This window comes from Spiroplasma helicoides, assembly GCF_001715535.1.
In the GTDB taxonomy this organism is placed as follows: Bacteria; Bacillota_I; Bacilli_A; order Mycoplasmatales; family Mycoplasmataceae; genus Spiroplasma_A; species Spiroplasma_A helicoides.
In genome coordinates this window covers 226,999-249,128 of the sequence record NZ_CP017015.1, presented here as the reverse complement: position 1 = coordinate 249,128, position 22,130 = coordinate 226,999, and the positions used below count along the sequence as shown (strand labels likewise).

The window sequence follows — 22,130 nt, the reverse complement described above, 5'->3', positions numbered from 1 at the left end:
ACTAACTTATTTAATTATAAATAATAAATTTTAATAAAAAAATGATGTGAACATCATTTTTTTATTATTTTGGAGCTCAAAATAAAGTAAATTTTTTTCCAACTAGTTTTTTTGAACTTTCTTTTGTTACAACAAATATATAACCTGAGTTTTTACTACCCGCCGGTTTCAAATCATCATAATAATCATCATTTTCATTAACATCAGGAAAGTACTTCAACACTAATTCAGATGGTAATTTTTTAATCTCTTTTTCACCATTAGTTTTATTACCATTCAAATATCTATCGGGTATATCTGCTAAATTTTTAGTTTTCTTGAATTTATATTGTAGATTAAATTCTATTTGATCTTTTATAAATTTAATTTCTGATTTTGAATTAAATGTCACACTTCCGGGAATATCAATTGAAGTTGCTAAAATAAAATTATCGAAACTAAAATCAACCCCTTTTTTAACATCAACATTTAAAAGAGAATTAACAGCAACTAAAGCTGCTTTTCTAGAAGCTTCACCCGTATTTTCATCAGTATATAATATTAAGTCATTTCCTTTAATATCTGTTAAAGACTGTGTTGATGCTATAACTATAGTACAAACTCACTTTACCTGTAAAATTTTTGGAACTTTCCTTTGCTATGATTGTAGTTTTTGTGTAGTTTGTTCTCCTTCAATTTCAAAATTTAACTACATAAACCAAAACCTGGATTTTGTTCATTGATGGTATTAACTAAGACTTCTAATTAGGGATATGTTAAATTATAAACAATATTTCCTAAATCATAAGATTTAATATCACTTAAAAATTTTTTTTGATCTGTTTTTTATACTTTAGTGAAAAGTGTTGAATCCCGTAATTTTATTACTGTTTTGTACAGCGTTAACTAATAGGGCTCAATCAACTTCATTTGTTGCTGCTGTGTAATCTTTAAAAAAATCAGTTTTTTTGTAACTTCAACTTGATATAGATCTTTTATTTTTTGCACAAAAGTACTCTCAGCTGCAGCTCTAGTATTTGTATCGGGACTTAAAATTAGAGCTTCTTCAGTAAATGCTGATATATCAACCTTATTAGAACTATTTTGTAAGCATTATATTGGAACAAATGATAGAAATGCACTTAAATTTAAAGCGGCTAAATAATAAAATAATTTTTTCATATCTATACACTTCCCTTGTAAAACGGTTATTATTGTTAGAATTATAGACTTATATATTTCACTCTTTAAAATACACATTTACTTTACTTTTCAAAGTAAAGTAAAAAAAACTTTAAAAAAAATTTTCAAAGTTTTCAAATTTTTATATTTAATAATAAGTTTTTTTATCTAGCGTTTTTTTGGTTCGTAAAAGCTATTGATATTTATTTCATTAATAATAACTAAAACAATTGGTTGTTTACCAGTATCTTGTTTTATAGTTCCTCTTATTTTTGAAATAATATCTTTTTTAATATTATTTAAATCATAACTTGTTGGTTTTTGCTTGTATTCATTTTTGTGCTTCTCTAAAATATCAATAATTTGCTTTTGCATTAATTTGAATATTGGGTTATCTTCTTGAATATAAATAACCCCTCTCATTTGTATATCTATTAATGAAACTAATTCTTTTGTTTTTTCATCAATATTTGCTCCAATTATTACAACTCCATCAGTTGCCAACTGTTTTCTTTCATTTAAAACAACAGCCCCAATATCGCCCACACCAATTCCATCAACATACACATCATTTGTTTTGATTGTTTCTGATGCAACTACTAATTTTCCACCTTTTTGGATCTTTAGAACTTGACCATTGTTAATAAGTTGAATATTTTCAGGTTTAACACCAGCTTCAATGGCAGCTCTTTCTGCACACAGAAAATCTTTGTATAAACCTTTTATGGGAATAAAACATTTTGCCTTCATAACTCTTGTCATTAACTTAATATCTTCATAGCTTGCTCTCATTGCTCAAATATTTTTATCGCTTAAAGCAATTAATTTGGCATTTGTTCTTGCTAATTCATCTAATATTTCAGCATGTCTTTTTTCAACCCCAGCAGCAGGAGGTGTTGCTAAAATGATTATGTCTTGCTCTGAAAACTCAATTACATCGTCATTTCCTGCGGCAATTTTAGCAAGTCTTGAATAAAGTAAATCTCCCGCACCTGTCAATATTAAAATTCCATTTTCGGAAGCCATATACTCTTCTAATGAAATAAGGTCAGTATTTTTTAATTTTAATGACTCTTGAATAATTTTTGATTCAACAACTTTTGAAATTGTTTTACCATATATAGCCATTTTTCTACCTTGTTCTTTAGCTTGTTTTATTATTTCAAAAAGTTTGAATACATCTTCTTCAAACATACCTAGAACTAGCCTGTGCTTCATGTCTTTCATCGGTGCTGATATGTATTTATCAATTCTATGATTTGGAACAGTATAACCGATTCTAGATGCATATTCTGAATCACTCAACAGAGCTAAAACACCTTTTTCAGAAATTTTTGATAAGTGATTCATATCTGTTGAAAATCATGATTGCTCATTTCCATCAATTATATAGTCTCCTGCATAAACAATTGTCCCATCCTCTGTATGTAAAGCGAATCCAAAAGTTTCAGGAAAGCTTGATGTTGTTCTAAATACTTCAATACTATTTTTACCAAATTTTATAATTTCTTTGTCATTGATTATTCTAAAATTATTTTCTCTATTTTTTATTCTATACTTTAAGTTTCTATATTTTAAAATAATTGTTGTTAATTCATTACAATAAACAGGAACATCAATATCTCTTAATATATAACTTATTGCTCCAGCATTATTGCTACTTGGATTTGATAGAAAAATTCCTTTTATTTTTTTAGAATTTGCTTTTAAGTAATCAAAATTTGGTATAACAACATCAATACCTAAAATACTTCTTTCTGGAAATTTAATTCCAGCATCAAAAACAAAAAAATCATCATCGACACTAACAACAAAGATGTTTTTGCCTCTTTCATCTTGGCCACCAATAGCCATAAATTTAATATCTGCCATTTTTACTCCTATTCAATTTTATTATTTTTCAAATAATGCCCATATTGGTTATTCTGTGAAAGGTCATAACCATCAGTTAAATTCTTTAATATTATATTGTAAAAAATATCATTAGTATAGGTTTTTATAAAAATTTAAAAAAACTTTTATTTATATATTTTTTTAAAGAATATAATTTAATTGAGGTGATAATTAATGGTAGATATAACTGCAGAGCAATTTAAAGAAATTGAAGATGATCCAAATATAATAATAATTGATGTTAGAACTTCAAATGAGTATGCCACATTATTAAGAGTACCAAATTCAATTAACTGTGAAATAAGTACATTTTTAATTAAATATCGTGAAATTGTTGGGGATGATAAAGATAGATTAATAGTTACAGTTTGCAACGCTGGTAACAGAAGTGGTGAGGCTGCAAGATTTTTAAGAGATCAAGGTTATAATGCAAAAGTGTTACTTGGTGGAGCATATGGATATAACAGAAAATTTAAATAAGGATAATTAATCTTTATTTTTTTTTAGCTGGTTTTCCAATTTTTTATAAAAGTTTTGCATATTAAAATTTTTCATATTTAATATAAAGTACTCATTTGTGTTTTCAACACTTAAACCAAGAGACTTCAAATAAACTTTATTTACAAGACTTGTTGAAAACACAAAAATTTTTTTATCTTCTAAATATGAGATATTTTCTAAACCACCTAAACCTTTGATAATATTGGCATAAGTAAAGGCTTTTGGATCATTTATTAATTTATTTCTTTTGAGTTTAATATTAACTCTTTTAGAAAAAGAGATATAGATATACAAAGCAATACTACATAAAATAACAACTAGCGATATAACAATTGCTGTAACAGACATTTATTTCACACTCTTCTTGTCGATAATAAAAATATCTCTTAATGTGTTTATTTCACTTATTTGCTTTGGATCTCTATGGCTTATAACTCTAACCTTTTTTTCACTAACTTTTATTTCTAGAATGTTATCAAGTATTTTTCTTTCTTGTGTATCACAAATTAAAGTTTCACATAGCGATTCTAATTCTAAACGCAAAACATAATCACTATTTAATATAATGGGAGAATTCAAAGTTCTATAAATATTTGTACTTACTGGAACTAATTCTTGAAGCTGATATAATCCACTATTTTTTGGTAATATCACACTTCCACCGGTTGATTTTATATAACCTGTACTTCCAGTTGGTGTAGAAACAACAATTCCAGTTCCATGAAAAGTCTCTAAATATTCATCATTTATGAACAGTTTTATGTATAGAGGTCTTTTTTCATTCAAAATTTTTACTTCATTTAAAATATAGTGTTTTCTTTTCCCATTCAATAGCTCTAATATTTGATAGTTTATTTGAAAACATTCCTCTTTTTCAATCATTTCAACTAAACTTTTTATTTCATTTAAGTTATTTTTATTTGTGTAATAACCAATTCCACCAAACTTGAAAGGAACAAAATATATTTGATCTAATAAATCTTGATACTTGTGTACCGCTTTTAAAAAAGTTCCATCTCCACCTATTACAAATACATAGACTGGATTCTGTACATTTTTTATAAATCCATTAGCGTTTAAAAACTCTTCAAGTTTAGCTACTTCATTCGCAGTTGATTCATAATCATTTTTTACAATTTCGTAATTTCTCATATAACTTACCTTTTTTATATTATACATTCAATAAACAAATTTTCTAAATTAACTTATCTCAAAAAAATTAGACTACGTTTTTTATTTTATCAAATATATTTTATTACTTTGTATTAATGAGAGAATTTTTAATTTATAATCTTTAAAGTATTTAACTATTTAAAGGTGAATTTATGGAAAAAAAACGAATGATTTCTGGAATAACAACAACTGGAAAAATAACTTTAGGTAATTATATTGGGGCTTTAAAAAACTTTGTGGATTTACAAGATGATTTTGAAATGTATATATTTGTTGCAAATCTACATGGTATTACACTTCCAATTGACAAAGAAACTTTAAGAAAAAATATAAAAGAGACTGTCGCTTTGTATTTTGCATGTGGATTAGATCCTACAAAATCAAATATATTTATTCAAAGCGATATAGCAGAACATGCAGAATTAGCTTGGGTATTAACTTGTAATACAACACTTGGGGAATTACAAAGAATGACACAATTTAAAGATAAATCCAATAAAGTAAAATCGGATAATGGAACTGAGTTTATTCCCACAGGATTACTTATGTATCCTGTGTTAATGGCTGCAGATATTTTACTTTATGATGCTAGTTTTGTACCAGTTGGAAAAGATCAAAAACAACATATAGAATTAGCAAGATCAATTGCTGAAAGAATGAATAATAAATATGGGGAAATGTTTAAAATGCCTGAAGAATATCATCCAAAAGTGGGGGCAAAAATTTTGGATTTACAAGATCCAACTAAAAAAATGTCTAAATCTTCATTGAATTCAAAAAGTTATATTGCACTATTAGATAATATTGAAGAAGTTAAGAAAAAAATAAAATCCGCAGTAACAGATAGTGAAAACCTTATAAAATATGACTTAGAAAATAAACCAGGCGTAAGTAATTTAATAACTATTTGATCTAGTTTAGCTAACTTAGCTATTGAAAAAATTGAAAAAATGTGTGAAGGAAAAGATTATGGATTTTTAAAAGAAAATGTTACAAATGTTGTTGTATCTCTTCTTGAAAAAATACAGAGTAAATATAATGAAATTTATAATTCTGATGATTTAGAAAAATGAATTGAATCAGGAACATTAAACGCTAAAAAGGCTGCATCTAAAAAACTTAGAAAAGTTTACAATTTAACAGGCTTAAATTATAAAAGAAAATAAACCCAATAAACTGGGAAAAACAAATTCTACAGTTTTAAATAATAGCGCCGGCAGTAGCTGGCGTTTTTCAATTCAAAATTTTTTGTATTCTTTTATTATTATATCAATCTATATATCAATCTATATGATTATAAATTTCATCAATATTCATTTTGTTTGTATTAATGTGATTTAGATACTCACCTTTTAAACAACTAAAAAAATACTCTATTTCTCTATTATCTAAGGAATTGCCAACTCTGCTCATTGAAGTTTGACAATTCATTTGTTTTACCAATTCTATAACTTCATTACTAGAGTATTGAGAGCCATGATCTGAATGTAATATAAAATTTGATTTATTAATTTTATTTAAAGTATCTATAACTAATTGCGAGTTGTTGTTTTTTGATAAACATCATGATTCAATTTTTTTAGTTTTATGACTAATAGCTGCAGATAAATAGTAATTATTTCCTTCTACCAAACCCGGAATGTAAGAAACATCAGTAGCAATTATATTGTCTATAGTAGGATTATAATTGCGCTTCACTAAATCCTTAAATTTAGTATTAATATTTTTTGATTCTGCTTGTCTTTTTTTAATTCGGGTTTTAATTATAAAACCTCATCTTTTTAGATAGTGCCTTAAAGTTCTATCGTTGATTGACATATGTTTTTCTTTTAATAAAACACTTATTTTTCTGCTACCATATATAAACTTGGACTCCTTTAATATTTCTTCAACTGTGTTTTTTAAATTATTGTATTTATATCTTCTAACTTTTGGTTTTTTGTAAAATGTTGTTCTATGCATTGATATAATTCTTGCTTTCATACTTATGTTTAGAGATTTTATTTTGCTAATCGCATTTCTTTCCTTTTTATCTCTCTGACTTTTTATTCAATCTTCAATTATTTCTCTTTTTTGCTCTTCAGTTAGATCACTAATTATTCCTGGAATATCAGAATCATCTCTTTTTTTGTATCTTCCAGAGCCTTTTTTTCTATTTAAACTTTTCATACCATAATTATCTACTAAATAAGTTTTTTGTTTTATTCTTTTTTTAATAAATTGTGAAAATTTAATCTGTTTTGCTTTAATTATACGATATTCTTGTTCTGCAATTTGAATTCCTTGTTTTTTATATATTTGAATTATTTTCATTCATTCTTCTACAGTTAGGTTTTTTGACATAAAAAATTCTACACCTCTTTCTAGTGTAGAATTTATTTTTCCCAGTTTACAATTAGGGTTTATTTTTTTATTGACTATAGGCATTTTCGTCAAATGCCCACAATTTCTTTTTAACTTTTTTTACCAAGCTTTTATTATTTGGTTTGGGTTTAAATGTGATACATCTTGGATGAATTGCAATAAAATTATCTTGATCTAATGAAAAGTTTTTAACATCTATTAAATCAACGATTCATCCAAACTCTCCTAAATTATCATTGTCAAACTTTGATTTATCCATGTGAAACTTACATATGTAACACATTCTAAATTCATCTTTATCTTTATTTATCAAAGAAGGAGCGTTTTCTCATGCCGCTTCTAAATCTTCTTTATCAAATTCAACTACTTCTGCATTTAGTATTGCCATATTTATCACCTTATTAATATAATAAACAAAAAACAAGGCAAATACCTTGTTTTGTAAAATTATTTTTTTGCACTTAAAGCTTTTTTTGATGCTTCTACAATGTTTTCAAATTGTTTTGGTTCATTAATTGCTAATTCAGACAACATTTTTCTATTTATTTCAATTCCTGCTAATTTAATACCGTTCATAAATTTTGAATAACTTAATCCTAAAGGTCTAACTGCAGCATTGATACGAATTATTCAAAGTTTTCTAAAGTCACGTTTTTTTAACTTTCTACCAACAAATGCATAATGCATTGAACGAACAACTTGTTCATGTGCTTTTTTAAAGTTTGCTTTTTTAGTTCCGTAGTAACCTTTAGCTCTTTTGATTCAACGTTTTCTTCTTGCTCTTGTTACTTTTCCAAATTTAATTCTTGCCATATTGTTCTACCTACCTTTAACCTTGTAATAATCCTTTTAGACGTTTCATATCTCCAGATGAAACAAATGTTGCTTTTTTAAGATGTCTTTTTTGTTTTGTTGTTTTGTTTTGTGCTAAGTGAGATCTATATGCATGACCTCTTTTTAATTTACCTGTACCATTTTTCTTAACTCTTTTTGCTAAAGAGCTTTTTGTTTTCATTTTTGGCATACTACTGCTCCCTCTATTCTAATTAGCTTTTTTAGGCACTACATACATATCTAAAAACCTAGTATTTAGTTTAGCTTCTTTTTCAATTTTAGCTACATCCTCGATTTTTGTATAAAATTTATTTAAAGTTTCTAGACCCAATTCTTGATAAGTAATCTCTCTTCCCTTAAATTTTAGAGATATTTTTACTCTATCTCCTTCTTCAAGAAATTCTCTTGCTTTTCTAGCTTTAGTATCAAGGTCGTGATCACCAATTCCAACAGTTAATCTAATTTCTTTATTTTCAACTTTAACTTGGTTTTTTTTGTTTTCACGTTGTTTTCTTTTTTGTTCATATTTATATTTTCCATAGTCCAATATTTTGGCAATTGCAACTTGATTATCTTGCATTCCTACTTGAAATAAATCCATACCTTGTTCTTCAGCTAACTTTAAAGCTTCAAACTTATTTAATGGTCCTATTTTGGTACCATCATCATTTATAACTAAAATTTGCCTTGCTCTTATTTCTCTATTAACAAATTCAGTTTTTATGTTTTTGTTTTCTGCCATTCTTCCTCCAAATAAAATAAAATGTGCCTTTAAAAGATAATCGGCACACTCAAAAATTATTTAAAATTTTATAAATTTTATTAAATAAGTTTTTTTGACCGCTTCCAATAAAGTGACGGTGAGCTTGTGCTTCTTCTTTTAAACAAATTTATTATACACTATACTAAATGATTTCAATAACTATTTTAAAATTTTTACATCTCATTAACTACATCAATACCGATCAAGTTGAAAGCATTACTTAAAACTTGATATATTGCTTCAACTAAAATACATCTCTGAGTACTTAACTCCTTATTTTGTTCATCAAAAAACTTAAACTCAGAATAATATGAATGAAACTTTTTAGCTAGATTTTGAATATAATCACAAACTACACTTGGTAGTCTACTAGTTGCAGCATATTCAATAGTTTTATTAAATGAATCAAGCAGCATTATGATTTGTTTTTCTTTTTCATTATCCAATAAATTAAAATTTGTATTATTTAGTGTTAATCCATGCTCCTGAGCTTTTTCTAATATTTTAAAAGCTCTTGCTGTTGCATATTGAGCATAATAAACTGGATTTGCACTATTTTTTGACATTACTAGGTCTAAATCAAAATCCATATGACTTGTTGGTGGTTTTGAAACCAACATATATCTTGTTGAATCCTTCCCTACCATTTCAATAAGATCAATTAGTCAAATTGCAGTACCTCTTCTTTTAGACATTTTAACTTCTTGTCCATCTTTGATTACTCTTACCATTTGATAAATATCAATTTCTAAAATATCTTTTGGATAACCTAATAATGTTAATCCTGCTTTTATTCTTGGAATATAACCATGGTGGTCAGCTCCTCAAAAATTTACATATTTATTAGCATTACTTCTTTGAAAACGAACATTATGGCTAGCTAAATCTCCTGATATGTAGGTAAATTCACCGTTAGCTTTTTTCAAAACTCTGTCTTTGTCGTCACCGAGTTCGGTTGTTTTAATTCATAATGCATCATCTTTTCAATATGTTTTACCTAAATTTTCATACAAACTTAAAGTTTTTTCAACTTCATTTTGTGCATAAATTTGAGCTTCACTACTGAATAAGTCAATTTGAACACCTAGCATTTTTAATTGATTTTTAATTATTTCTAGAAAAAAGCTAATTGATTCTTTTCTAAATATTTTATGGACTTCTTCGTCATCAATTATATTTCCATTTAATCTGTTATCCTTAAACTTATCCCCGTATTTATCTAAAAAGAGTTTAGCAACTTCAACATACATGTCTCCACCATACATTTCTTCAGGTGGTTGAACTTCTATATTTAGTAACTTTAAATATTGATAAAAAAGAGTTGAAGCACTTATATTAATTTGATTTCCAGCATCATTTGTATAATGTTCTGTTTCAACTTGATAACCCAAAAATTTTAACATTCTTGCCACACTGTCACCAATTGAACCATTTCTTGCGTGACCAATATGCAAATACCCTGTAGGGTTCGCTGAAACAATTTCGATATTGTACTTAAAATCTTTTTTATCAGAACTTCCATAATGGTCTTTTTCTTTAATAATCTTATTTAAAACATCTTTCAAAAAATCATTTTTCATGGTCATATTAATAAAACCTGGTCCAGCAATTTCTACTTTTTCAAATAAGTTAGTTTCATTTAACGATTTGACAAGCTGACTCGCTAAATCAAGTGGTTTCATGTTATTTAATTTAGAATTTATCATTGCAAAATTAGTTGAAAAATCTCCATTGCTTTCTTCTCTTGGTTTTTCTATAATTATTCTTCCTTGCAAATTACTTTTTTTAAGTATATTTTCAAATGCATTATTTATTTTTTCAATAAAAATACTCATTTTAGTTTCCTTTCAAAATTTAATGTTTTTGTCTCTTACTTATAAAAGATATCATATTTAAAGATAAAAAAACTAAAATGTAAACATTTTAATTTTTTAAAAATTAAACTAATTTAAATCTAAAGTGCGCTCATGGTTTTATAAAATCAACTAGACGATTTTCGTTTTTATCAATTGTTCCCAAATAATTATATTTTTTAGGTTTATCTTCAAAACCATCTTTTAAAATGATGTGCACCTCAGCCTTATATTTTTTATCACCGTTATTAATAATAACAACATCTCCACGATTATAAACTCCTCGAGTATCTCGCGCTGGTATATCTTCGTTTTTGAATTCTACCCTACTAAATGTTGATCTAATAAAGTAATCAGTAATATCTCCTCTTCTAAAATGTTCAAACTTAAGAACTTTTTTTTCTATATCCGTTACACCTTCAGAGCATTTTAAATCAAATGTTATTTCATATCTATCAATTGCTGCCAACTCTTTTAGTTCTTCTTCTGTAGCATAAGCATTACCAATCAAAACCGTATCTATTTCATTTGTATAAAATAATAGTTTAGCTTGCTGACCAACTGGTAAATATCTTTGTTCTTCAATGGTTGGTACCTCTTTTTGATTTCATGATGTTGACATCTCTCCATTATGACTACCTACAAATGCTGAAGTATTTAATCTATACTTTAAGTACCTTTTGTTAGCTTTTAAAAAATAATCAAATGGAAGTCCTGTATATTCTAATGGATAAAAGTTATGACAACCACTTAATCTATTGGAGATTGGTGCAAAGTCCATAACATTATCAATTAAACTATCATTGTTAGACATATTCAGTTGTATATCAATTTGTGATTTATTGTGTGTAACAGCAGCAATTTCTGCTGGAAGACTTGGTGAGTCTAATCTCAAGCAGTCTATTCCATATTCTAAACACTTTGAAGTATCTTTAACCGATATACCAATTAACTCCATTGATGCATATTCAACATCGGCTATTGTGTAAAAACCTATTTTTTTTGCATATTTGATTGATTTTAAAACTTTTTCAGCTTTTTCTTTTACATTTTCTGAACCTATAAAATGTAAAAAACTAGTAAACACAACTTCGTAACCTAAAGACTTTGCTAAGTCTAAATATTTTTTATCTTCTTCAAAACTTGATTGTTCTGGATAGATTGATAATCCTATTTTTCTTTTCATATAACATCCCTCTTATTTATATTTTATCAAAAAAACAAATCTATTATTTAAGATTTGTTTAAGATTAAAATCTTCGGTTGTTTTCTGTTATTTTACTAAATCCAAGTTTTGGTGGGTCATTACCATCAACTCTATTCTGAATAACCAAGTTTGGTATATCCAAACTTCTATCATTTTGATTGTTATCGGACTTAAATGTATTATTTCCAATTGCAACAAAAGGTAAATAGCAAATTATCAAGATTGACATACATAATAATGCTAATATGGCGCCTCCAATATTACCAGTAGATAAATATCCTCCAACTATTGGAGGTATGATTGTTGATAAAGATTCTGTTGTATAATCAAATATTCCCCAAATAGTAGTTATGTAAGCAAATGTAGCTGCAAGCAATGGCGCTAATATAAATGGTATTAATAAGACTCAGTTAAAAATAAGTGGAAGTGAATATACTAGTGGTTCATTAATACCAAAAATAGCAGGTATTAAAGTTAATTTAGCAATTATTCTTCAATTTAATCTTTTTGACAAAATCAAGATCGCTATAATAAGACCAATGGTTCCTCCAGTACCTCCCATTTGAACAAAATTATTCATAAAAGAATTTGTAAAAACAAACGTTGGTTTCAAACCATTGGCAATTGCTTCTTGATTATGATGCAAACCCATTATTTGTTCACTTCCAACGATAGGTCCCAAAACCCCTTTTGCATATATACCCACAAAAGATAGCAATTGTCACTCAAATAATATTGCAATCATTTTTCCATAACCTTCATGGAAATCCTCTACTGATTTTTGAAACATAATTATAATAACTTCGTTTAGTGAGTTAAAATTTCTTTCGACTCCCGATATAGTAACGGGACCAATTTGGCTTCCTACAACAGCAATAATTAAAGCACTTACTCCAAAAATAGCTAATGTTATTGCAAAAGGAATAAGATTTTTAAAAGATTTCGAAATACCTTCTGGTACTTTACCATAAAATCTAATGCTGAATCTTTCACTTTTTGAAATTTTGGCATATATAACTGTTGATAATGATCCAATTATAAAAGCGCTAAAAATACCACTATTACCAAAGGCTGAAATTTCTGTAAAAATATTAGTATTTAAAATAGCAAATGAACAAACCGCTAATGTGGCGCAACTTCACTTACTCATATTATAAAATCTCGCCAAATGATAAGCGACAGCACCAGCCAGTATGATTGAATAAAATGAGTAAGTAGCATCTTCAATATAATTTCCCACAAGTTTTATACGATTTAGTAACTCAATTGAGTTTACATTTAAATTAAATAGACTAAAAAAACCACCCTTTTCTGATGAAAGCATTATGTTGTTGATAAACATAAATATGGCACCAACTATCATCATCGGTATAAGTGAATAAAAAGCATTTCTTAGAGCAACCATGTATTTTCAACTAGTTACTTTACCAATACCCATTGTTAAAATATTAACTAATGTTTTAAAGGTGATTGGTTCTTCTTTACCTTTGTTGTATAAAATTTCATTTCTTGCATCAAGCAAGAATTTTTTTTGCATATGTATTTTATTAAGGCTTTGAACTTTAATCTCATTTATTTTTAAAACCAGATTGTAAATCTTCTCTTCATTTTCATTTTTAAAAGGCTTTAGTTTGTACATCATAAACTTATATAAAGTAAATTTAAAATGTTCCATATTTGGATTTTCATTCTTAAAATCCTCAATTAAAGTATTTCTTTTGATTTTAAATTCTTTTTTGAATTCTTTTCTTTTAGTTCTATAATTATACTTTCTTCTTTTATATTCTTGCAATAAAATAAGTTCATTTGCTTTTCTATCATCTTCTAGATCTTTTCATTTCACTTTAAAAAGTGATTTAGCTTCTTTTATACTAGCAATTATTGCTTTATTTTTATCAGATATAACTCTATTTGCTGAAATAATGGTATTAATCTCATCTTTTAATTTACTATAACTAAGATCAGCTTTCTTCTTATATTCATCTTTTAGATTAATCAAGTTAGCTTGAAAATTTAAATATAAATATTTAATGTCTGTTTTTTTGTATTTTGAAGCTCTAAGTTCTAATCTAAATCTACTTTTTAATTCTTTTATTCTTACCCTTAAAATTCTTCTAAATTTTCTTTTAACTTTTCTTATTTTGTATTTTTTTTCATATAAAAAAGGTTTTGAGCTTTTTAACTCTAAAATATTTTTTTTATAGTTATCTTTACTTTTTAAAATCTTTTTATAGATATTTTTTATTTCAGGAAATTTTTCGTAACGCTCCATTTGTGATCACCTTTAATATATCAAAATTTAGATAATTAATAACCCATCTACTAACAAAATAAAGTAAAGTAAAGCCGTTCTTGTACATTCAACTATAATGCTAAAAATAGTAAAAAAAATTAATTCATTCCTATTTCATTTATAATTTAAAATATAAATAAATAGCCAATTTATAACTACTTAAAATATATCATATTATAAAGTAAAAACCAAGAAACCTTGGTTTTTACTTTACTTTAAGTTGAATGCTGACTTACCATATTCATAAACTCCCCAGTTCCCAACAAGTCCTCTTAAAGAAGTTTGAACTAAGTTTAATTTTTCATAAAAGTCTGGTAAAACATAATGTTTAAGTTGTTTTCTAATCAACTCCATTAGTGGTTCTCCTAAATTAGATGGTCCACCACCAATAACGATGATTGAAATATCAAAGAAGTGAATCAATACAGAGATAATCTTTGCCAATGGTTCAAGTGCTTTGTAAAAAATATCTATAACTTCTTGATCACCACCCAAAAACAAATCCGCGATATCAATAATATGGAGATCATCTCCCAATTCTTTGTAACGTTTACCTAGTTCACCCTTTGAAACTTTACCTTGTTCTCTTAAAGCTCTTTCAATACCGGTTGCAGATGAAATGGGCTCTACACAACCTTTGAGTCCACACCCACATTCAATCTCATTTTGAAATCCTCCACCATGTCCAGGCTCGCTTGGTAATCCGGTATTATCTCCAAAAACTAAGTCTCTGTCAAAAATAGCTCCTCCTCCGATACCAGTACCGATTGTAAATAAAGCCATTGAGTTAGGTTCTTTGTTTAAACCTCTACTTCATTCACCAAAAGTTGCAGATTTTGCATCATTTAAAACAACAACATTTTTGTTATTGAATAATTCTTGCAGTATTGCTTTAACTGGATAATTTTTTCATCCTAAGTTAGTTGAATAAATTACTGTACCTGTTTTGTTGTCAACAATACCACAAACAGCAATACCAATAAAATCTAAGGTTTTTATATCGATTTTATTTTCATCAGCTTTTTTGAAAGCCTCTTCAACTATTCTTTCTAAAATATTTTTTCTATCAGATGTTGGATATTCAAATTTTAATTGTACTTCATCTTTTTCAAAAAAAGCACATTTTGCGAAAGTCGCCCCTAAATCTACTACAAAAGCTTTAGCCATTGTACACCTCCAATAATAATTATTTAAAATATTATTATTTAACTCCATGTATTTGTTTATACATGTCAATCATTTCTTTAGCTAAAACCATTATCGCTTGTGTGGTTAGTAGTTGATCTTCAGCATGCATAAACAATACTTTAAAATCAATTTTAGTTCCACCTGCTTCTTCTGAAATTACATCCATATGCATTTTTTCAGCATTAATCATTTCTTTTTCAGCTTCTTCTAAAAGTCTCAAAGCTTCATCATAATTTTTTTCTTTTGCTTCTCTAATTGCCATTATTGCATTAGATTTTGCCATACCTACATATGTTATTATCCCGAATGATATTTCTTCTCAATTAAATTCTTTTGCCACTATAATACTCCCATCTATGTTATTTAAATTTAAAAAACTTAATATAAATAACCTTTATCGATTGGATTAGTTTCTTTCGACTAAACCTATTTAAATATTATCATATTATTTGCGCAAATGATATTTAAACCAATGTAAAAAACCCTTAAAATAAAGGGTTTTTTACATTAATTACTATTTCAGTAGACCATAATTGTATAATTTTTGAAACCTTCCCGGGGATGATTTCAACTCTTCAAATGTGCCTATTTGACCAATTCCTTTTTTTCTTTCTAAAACAATTATTTGATCTACATTTTTAATAGTTGAAAGTCTGTGAGCAATAACAATTGTTGTTCTATTTTCCATCAATTCATCTAGCTCAGACTGAATTTCTTTTTCTACAATATTATCTAATGCACTTGTTGCTTCATCTAAAATTAATAATTCTGGGTTCTTCAAAAATAATCTGGCAATAATTAACCTTTGTTTTTGACCACCAGAGAACATAAAACCTCTTTCACCAAGAATAGTATCATATTTATCGGGCAATGATTGAATGAAATCATCTAATTTAGCTTTTTTAGAAGCCTCTATAGCCTCTTCATCAGAAACTTCTTTTGGAATACTGTACTTTAAATTTTCCATCACAGTTCCAAAAAGAATTTGTGGTTCTTGTTCAACATATCCCACATGAGATAGATAGTGAGATAAATTCAAATCTTTTATATTAATATTATTTATCAATAATTGACCACTTGAAACATCATAAAATCTTAACAACATTTTAGCAATAGTAGACTTACCAACTCCAGTTTCACCAACAAAAGCATAACTTTTACCTTTTGTAAATTTAATGTTTATTGGTGGAAGGATTTCAACTGTTGGGGATTCTGGATATCTAAAAGATACATCTTTAAATTCGACTGTTTTAATTGAATTTATTTTAATGGGATTTTCTGAATATTCAATAATACTTTTTTCATTAAAAATATAATTCAGCCTCATTGTACAATTAGACATCCACATAATACCTTGTAAAACTTGTGTAAGCACAGAAAGATTAACCATGAAATTTGCACTTGCTGTGATAAAAGAAATTGTTAAAGTGGAAAAAGCTTCAGGTGACATTTTACCTTGATTTAAAAAAATATTTATAACAAGTAAAATAATTGGTAAAAGTGCAATCATTGTTCCATTAAAAACAACTAAGGATGATTGTAATCTTATTGCAACTTGTTTACTTGTATCATAAGTGTGATGTAATTCTTTGTTTCTTTTTGTTTCTAAATTTTCTGATCCAGTTGCTTTAATTAATCTAATATTTATTAGTCTATCAATTATATCTGCATCAATATGTTGTCTTTTATCAATTGCTATCAAATTTGCCCTTCTGTAGTATATAAAAACTACAGAAATTACAATTAACATGATAAGTAAAAATCCAGTAGCAATTGATGCTAACTCTATATTTATTCCAAAAATTATTATAATAGTTGTTGTTAAACTTACTATCATTCATATAAATGTTAGATAGAACGTATTAAAAGCTTCACCTAAATTTCCACTATCAGTTATAACCCTTGTCATTACCAATCCAAGCTGATTTCTTGAATAATAACTTATGTCAATTTCTACTAAGTGTTGTAGTGCTTTATTTCTTAAATCTATTTCAAGTTTTTTTGAAAAAACTCCTGCAAGAACATTTGTTAAAAACTCAAATATTATAAAAGAAACAAATGCACTCAAACCCATAATTATTCATTGTACTCAACTTAAATTAAAGCCAAAAAGTTCAGCACCTTCTCCATTGTTTTCTAGAAGTGCGGTTGTTAGACCTTTAACAAATACAGTAGAAAATGATCAAGATATTGAATCTAAAATGGTGGCTAGTGTACATAGAAAAAATACTCATGGATGTCTTTTTATACCTCCACCTATCATAATTAAGGCAGCAAAAAGCTTTTTAGCAGAAAAAAACTTATCGGTAACATACTTTTCTTTTTTATTTTTTTTCATCATTTCATCCCTTAAATTTTGTTAAATATATAATATCAAATAAATATTAAGGAAATAAAAAGTATTTTAAACTTATAAGTTATTTTTACCAATATCTTATAAAATTTAAAATACAACTTTTTTAATTTATTAAAATTAAGAGTATTCTTTACTATCAATTTTTTCTTTAAGCATTTTGATGAATTCATCTAACTTTACAGTAACTTGTTCTTCACTACCATATTGTCTGTATGTAATTGTTTTATTTGCTTCTTCAGCTTCACCCAGTACTACTTGATAAGGAATTTTTTTGATTTGTGCATCCCTTATTTTATAACTAAGTCTTTCATCTCTATTATCAATTCCTGCTCTAATATAGTGTTTTCTTAATTCCGCTTTAACTTGTTCGGCATAATCAAATGCTCCTGATTGTTGAACTGGAATTATTTCAACTTGTCTTGGTGAACATCATAAAGGTAATACCCCTTTAGTTTGTTCTAGAAGTACAGAAATAAATCTTTCATAAGTTCCTACCAATCCCCTATGAATCATAATTGGTTTTAGTAAATCACCATTTGGTCCAACATATGATAAATTAAATTTTTGTGGTAATAAGAAATCTAACTGAATAGTTGAGACAGTAATTTCATGTCCCAAAGCAGTTTTGGCTTGAATATCTAATTTAGGTCCATAAAATGCAGCTTCACCAGGCATTTTTTTGTACTCTAATTTTAGTTCTTTAAGCACTTCTTCTAATTGTTTTTCCGCTTCATTTCACATTTTATCATCATCAAAATACTTTTGTTTGTCTTTAGGATCTCTCAACGAAAGAGATAGATAATCAATTTTGATGTTAAAAGTTTCTAGAACTTCTTGAATTAGAGCAAAACATCTTGAAAACTCTTCTTTCACTTGATCTGGTCTAACAAAAATGTGAGAGTCAGTTAATTCCATTGCTCTAACTCTTTCTAGACCTGTTAAACTACCAGATGACTCATATCTATGTTGTAATGCATGTTCTGCAAATCTAAGTGGTAATTCTCTATAACTTCTTTGTTTGTAATTGTAAACACTAATATGGTGTGGACAACTCATTGGTTTCAAAACCATTTCTTCTTTTGGTAAATGCATTGGGGCAAACATATCATCTCTATAGTGATCTCAGTGCCCACTTCTTTTATATAATTCACTTGTTCCAATAATCGGAGTCTCAATTTGAATAAAATCAAATTCAAATTCTTTTTCCATCAAGTATTTTTTAATTTCTTGTTTTAAGATTGCTCCATTAGGTAATCAAATTGGTAGTCCTTGACCAATGATTGGGTCCAAGTGGAATATTTCTAAATTTTTAGCAATATATTTGTGATCGCTATTTTTCATTTCTTCAATAGTTTCTTGAACTTTTTCAAATGACTCTTTACTGTCACCAGTAATTCCGTGCAATCTATAAATCATAGGATTTGAAGCATCCCCTTGAAAATATGCTCCTGTTAATTGAGTAAGCTCAATTTTATATAATGAACCAGTGCTTTTCAACATTGCATATCTAGCAAAAAACTCTAGTCCTCCAAATTTACCTACTTCGTATTTTATATATCTTTTTTCGCTATCTTCTTTTACAGCTTCTAAATAAATAGGGTTTTTATTTATATCTTTTAATTTTTTTAAACATTCTTCTTCGCTAGCTTCTCCGAATGAAAATGGTTTATTATCTTTAATCATTTCGTTAGCTAAATTTTCTACTGCTTTCAAATCTTCAAATTTCAATCCTTGAGGATAATCAAAAAATAGTGAAAATTCTTCTAATGATAAATCATCATTTTGTGGAACCAAATCTGCATCAGGGTATAATGATTTAACTGCAAAACCTGTAATTATTTTAGCTGTATAGTTTACAGCACTTCTGTATAATTCATGTCTTTCTGTGATGATTTCAAGTTTACAATCTTTATCAATTATTGCACCACTTGTTACAACATCTTTATCATTAATTAATGCACCAATGCATTTCTTTTTTAAACTTATAGCAATATCTCCTGCTATATCTGCAACTTGACGGGGTTTATCATAAACTTTTACTTCTCCGTCTAGTAAAGTAACTTTCATATTTATTTCTCCTTTTTAATTAACATAAATTTAATTGATACAAATTTTTCTTTTTAAAAAGACATTATAAATTATATATCAATTTGTTTTTATTAGTATTGATACTTAGCTAGTTTTTTGGTTAAGTCATCAATACTTCCATTCATTTTTTTTATTTGTTGTTCATTTAATTGTTCTAGTTCTAATTTTAATTTTAAGGTTTGAATCTTAAAGGTTATCTTTCTGTTCTTAAGATAAAGAGCTTTGTCATAGTTGGCTCTTAAACCAAAAACCGTTTCCATTCCTTTCGTTGTATCTCAATACTTCATTTTCGTTCCATTTTTAGTTTCTCTAAAAATAACAGTTCTTATAAAAGCATTGTTTTTCGTGTATCACTTAATTTCAAACTCACTATCAACTTCAAAAGTTGTCACTCTAAATGGTATATTATTTGTTTTTTTAGATGTTATTCCAAAACATCCTTCTTCAATTTCATTTATGTCAATATTGGGATTTAGATCATCAATGGCCATTTTAACAAAAGTCTTAAAAACTTCAGATAAAGTAGATTTTATAAAACACTTTCTATAAACCAAAACTGTTCTTCTAGTTTCTTCGGTCATAGAACCATAAACTTTTTTTTCAAATCTCTCTTCTTCATCTGCAAACTTATTTATAAGGTGACGATAATCATCTCCACCTGTTATTAAAACTTTATCTTTTATATCAAACTTTTTCATAATTTAACCTACACAATTTTATGACCAAATATGATCAATAAGACTCCTATAAGGATACCTAACATTTGTATGCCAAACATTATTCAGTTTATGTTATGTATCACTTTTCTTTTTGACTTACAATAAAAAGTTACAGCTACCCATAAAAACCCGGGTACTACTATAAAGAATATTGCTAATCCTGTTACTAAATAAAATACTGGTCCCATTTTTTTCCTTTTTTTTATTGTACTACTTTTTTAAAATCATTAATAGATATAAAAAACTATTTATAAAATAGATTTCACTCTTTTAAAAGATCAATTAATTCATTTTTTAGAGTGTTATTATCAAACTCTAAAACTTTTCCTTTATTTTTGATTACATTTTTGTATCAAACATAGCTTAATTTAGGTTTTCTTTCTAATATTGGCGAATTAAAATCTACACTAACTAAGCCATAATCTTTTCTGTATCCCCCACTTGGAGAAAAAATATCACAATAAGTTCATAACGAATAACCAATAAAGTTAATTCCTTGTTCTTTTGCTTCTAGCACTTTTTTTAGGTGACCTGATAGAAAGTTTATTCTATCATTATCTAAAATTAGTTCATTGGTTTTATTATCAAAATCTCCCATACCATTTTCTAAAATCATAATTGGATAATCTTTTCCGTATCTCTGAGCTAACTCATGAGCGCCAGAAACAAGTCTATCAGGCTTAATAAGCCAATTTCATTTTGTGTATGATTCTGATTTTGGGAATACTAAATATATGTCTAAATTTTTTACATATTGAGGTGGTATTTGTCAATCATTGTCTTTATAACCTTCTATACTACTAGTCACAAAAATTGGACGATAATAATTTCATCCAATTAAATCTAGTTTATTATTTTTCAAATATTCTAAATCTTGTTGAGAAACCGTAAAGTCCAATTTATGTTTTTCTATAAAATCATAAAATGATTTAGGATAATTTCCTTCAAAAGCTGGAGTTAAATATAATTCTAAAAATCAGTCATTATACTTTTCACAAGCCTTTTTATCATTTTCGTCATTAGAAAAAGCAATTGGTGGTGACCAATCATGATCAACACCAATTATAGCTTTACTTGATATATATCCTTTTGCTTTGGCAATTTCAAACTCTTCCTTGGCAATTGCACCAAGCATATGTAAATTATGAATTGCTTTTGCAAAATTTAGTTCACTTACTTTAGCTGGTGGTAAATAATCACTAAGATATGCATCTTGTGCAAATGTTGAGTTTTCATCTGTCACAAATCATACATCTGTGTACTTACCTAAATACTTGAAGCAAGTTTTTACATAATTTCTAAATCATAATCTGATTTCGTCAGTTTGTAGTCCCCCACGTATTTCAGCCCACAAAGGAGTGTCTCAATGGTATAAGATAGGTATTGGTTTAATTCCTTTTTTATAAAATTCTTCAAAGAAATCGATGTAGAATTTTATACCTTCTGGATTTATATAGTTCTCATCTTTTGGATAAATTCTAGTTCAATCCATGTTATAAACAAAAGCATTTAAACCTAACTTTTCCATTATTCTTGCATCAGTTTTATATTTGTGATAAAAATCCGCTGCGATTTCAATGTTACCTATTTCTCTACCAGGCTTACCTACAGGAGGTATATAGAAGTTTCTTTTGGTAAACTCATCTCATATTGATTGACTTCTACCACCTATTGATCTACCACCCTCAATTTGAAATGAGTTAGTAGATGCACTGAATAGAAAATCTTTCATTTACC

General features: G+C 27.1%; 20 protein-coding genes. 2 read left to right on the top strand and 18 right to left on the bottom strand.

What is annotated here, in order from left to right; all coding sequences use genetic code 4:
• Positions 1–64 precede the first annotated feature (64 nt).
• Positions 65–391 (bottom strand): hypothetical protein, encoded by a 327-nt coding sequence (locus tag SHELI_RS01160; protein ID WP_069115943.1) that lies wholly within the window; start codon positions 389–391, stop codon positions 65–67.
• A 938-nt stretch (positions 392–1,329) separates the two neighbouring features.
• Complete coding sequence (locus SHELI_RS01155; RefSeq protein ID WP_069115942.1) at positions 1,330–3,033, bottom strand: ribonuclease J; 1,704 nt, start codon at positions 3,031–3,033, stop codon at positions 1,330–1,332.
• A gap of 195 nt (positions 3,034–3,228) precedes the next feature.
• Between SHELI_RS01155 and SHELI_RS01150 the strand changes: the two genes are divergently transcribed.
• A complete protein-coding gene (locus SHELI_RS01150; protein WP_069115941.1) occupies positions 3,229–3,534 on the top strand; it encodes a rhodanese-like domain-containing protein in 306 nt (101 codons plus the stop codon).
• A 6-nt stretch (positions 3,535–3,540) separates the two neighbouring features.
• On the opposite strand, the gene SHELI_RS01145 is transcribed toward SHELI_RS01150, so the two are convergent.
• Together SHELI_RS01145 and SHELI_RS01140 are read right to left on the bottom strand one after the other, a co-directional pair.
• Entirely contained in the window at positions 3,541–3,903 is a 363-nt protein-coding gene (locus SHELI_RS01145; RefSeq protein ID WP_069115940.1) for a hypothetical protein, read from the bottom strand.
• Positions 3,904–4,707 (bottom strand): diacylglycerol kinase catalytic domain-containing protein, encoded by an 804-nt coding sequence (locus tag SHELI_RS01140; protein WP_069115939.1) that lies wholly within the window; start codon positions 4,705–4,707, stop codon positions 3,904–3,906.
• 173 nt (positions 4,708–4,880) lie between these two features.
• Here SHELI_RS01140 and trpS point away from each other — a divergent pair, with 173 nt between their 5' ends.
• Positions 4,881–5,894 (top strand): tryptophan--tRNA ligase, encoded by a 1,014-nt coding sequence (gene trpS, locus SHELI_RS01135; protein ID WP_069115938.1) that lies wholly within the window; start codon positions 4,881–4,883, stop codon positions 5,892–5,894.
• A 34-nt stretch (positions 5,895–5,928) separates the two neighbouring features.
• Here the strand turns inward: trpS and SHELI_RS05900 are convergent, their stop codons facing one another.
• From SHELI_RS05900 to SHELI_RS01060, 14 genes are all read right to left on the bottom strand, one after another.
• Entirely contained in the window at positions 5,929–7,071 is a 1,143-nt protein-coding gene (locus SHELI_RS05900) for an IS3 family transposase (RefSeq protein WP_084449221.1), read from the bottom strand.
• Between the two features lie 67 nt (positions 7,072–7,138).
• Positions 7,139–7,480 carry a hypothetical protein gene (locus tag SHELI_RS01125; protein ID WP_069115937.1) on the bottom strand — a complete coding sequence of 114 codons (342 nt, stop codon included), beginning with the start codon at positions 7,478–7,480 and terminating at the stop codon, positions 7,139–7,141.
• Between the two features lie 59 nt (positions 7,481–7,539).
• Positions 7,540–7,905, bottom strand: coding sequence for a 50S ribosomal protein L20 (rplT, locus tag SHELI_RS01120; protein ID WP_069115936.1), 366 nt, complete (start codon positions 7,903–7,905; stop codon positions 7,540–7,542).
• Between the two features lie 16 nt (positions 7,906–7,921).
• Positions 7,922–8,116 (bottom strand): 50S ribosomal protein L35, encoded by a 195-nt coding sequence (rpmI, locus tag SHELI_RS01115; RefSeq protein WP_069115935.1) that lies wholly within the window; start codon positions 8,114–8,116, stop codon positions 7,922–7,924.
• An 18-nt stretch (positions 8,117–8,134) separates the two neighbouring features.
• On the bottom strand, positions 8,135–8,668 hold the full coding sequence (infC, locus tag SHELI_RS01110) for a translation initiation factor IF-3 (protein WP_069115934.1): 534 nt from the start codon (positions 8,666–8,668) through the stop codon (positions 8,135–8,137).
• Positions 8,669–8,862: 194 nt separating this feature from the next.
• Complete coding sequence (gene argS / locus SHELI_RS01105) at positions 8,863–10,524, bottom strand: arginine--tRNA ligase (RefSeq protein ID WP_069115933.1); 1,662 nt, start codon at positions 10,522–10,524, stop codon at positions 8,863–8,865.
• A gap of 103 nt (positions 10,525–10,627) precedes the next feature.
• Positions 10,628–11,728 carry a DUF871 domain-containing protein gene (locus SHELI_RS01100; protein ID WP_069115932.1) on the bottom strand — a complete coding sequence of 367 codons (1,101 nt, stop codon included), beginning with the start codon at positions 11,726–11,728 and terminating at the stop codon, positions 10,628–10,630.
• Between the two features lie 64 nt (positions 11,729–11,792).
• Positions 11,793–14,021 (bottom strand): PTS sugar transporter subunit IIC, encoded by a 2,229-nt coding sequence (locus tag SHELI_RS01095; RefSeq protein WP_069115931.1) that lies wholly within the window; start codon positions 14,019–14,021, stop codon positions 11,793–11,795.
• Positions 14,022–14,252: 231 nt separating this feature from the next.
• On the bottom strand, positions 14,253–15,209 hold the full coding sequence (locus tag SHELI_RS01090; protein ID WP_069115930.1) for an ROK family protein: 957 nt from the start codon (positions 15,207–15,209) through the stop codon (positions 14,253–14,255).
• A gap of 34 nt (positions 15,210–15,243) precedes the next feature.
• Positions 15,244–15,570, bottom strand: a complete 327-nt coding sequence (locus SHELI_RS01085) for a PTS lactose/cellobiose transporter subunit IIA (protein WP_232306384.1) — start codon at positions 15,568–15,570, stop codon at positions 15,244–15,246.
• Between the two features lie 174 nt (positions 15,571–15,744).
• Positions 15,745–17,568 (bottom strand): ABC transporter ATP-binding protein, encoded by a 1,824-nt coding sequence (locus SHELI_RS01080; RefSeq protein ID WP_198146099.1) that lies wholly within the window; start codon positions 17,566–17,568, stop codon positions 15,745–15,747.
• A gap of 135 nt (positions 17,569–17,703) precedes the next feature.
• Positions 17,704–19,653 carry a threonine--tRNA ligase gene (gene thrS / locus SHELI_RS01075; RefSeq protein ID WP_069115928.1) on the bottom strand — a complete coding sequence of 650 codons (1,950 nt, stop codon included), beginning with the start codon at positions 19,651–19,653 and terminating at the stop codon, positions 17,704–17,706.
• 92 nt (positions 19,654–19,745) lie between these two features.
• The gene (locus SHELI_RS01070; RefSeq protein WP_069115927.1) at positions 19,746–20,372 is read right to left on the bottom strand and encodes a hypothetical protein; all 627 of its coding nucleotides are present in this window, start codon (positions 20,370–20,372) and stop codon (positions 19,746–19,748) included.
• 265 nt (positions 20,373–20,637) lie between these two features.
• A complete protein-coding gene (locus SHELI_RS01060) occupies positions 20,638–22,125 on the bottom strand; it encodes a glycoside hydrolase family 1 protein (protein ID WP_069115925.1) in 1,488 nt (495 codons plus the stop codon).
• Positions 22,126–22,130 lie beyond the last annotated feature (5 nt).